The organism is Lyngbya sp. CCY1209 (genome assembly GCF_055795065.1).
In genome coordinates, this window is record NZ_JAYFER010000687.1 from 1 (window position 1) to 405 (window position 405).

Genomic DNA, 405 nt, shown 5'->3' on the forward strand with positions numbered 1-405 from the left:
GGGAAGTTTTGAGGTGTTTAGTAATGGAACATCGGCGACCGTAACGGTTGAGATTCTCAGTGCGATCGACGGGTTGGGGGGTAACGATACGCTCACGGGTTCCGATCGCGATGATTCCCTATTTGGAAATGTTGGAGATGATTGTTTGATTGGTGCCGCCGGAGACGATACCCTGCAAGGGGGAGAAGGAAATGATTCTCAATTCGGTGGATTGGGTGCCGATCTGATGTATGGTGGTGCCGATAACGATTTCCTATCTGGCGATAAAGGAGATGATACCCTATTTGGAGATAAGGGAGATGATACCTTTGCCTACCTGTCTCGGGATCAGGTGGGGGAAGGGCAACAAGATGCGATCGCCGATTTTGAACCGGGAAGCGATGTTATAGTTTTCAACCGCAGTAC

1 protein-coding gene is annotated in these 405 nt (G+C 49.9%); it reads left to right on the plus strand.

Going from position 1 to position 405, the window contains the following annotated elements; all coding sequences use genetic code 11:
* Nucleotides 1-13: 13 nt before the first annotated feature.
* Nucleotides 14-405 (plus strand): calcium-binding protein (locus AC0QHF_RS28385; protein WP_375341475.1); only part of this gene is annotated, 392 nt, incomplete at its 3' end.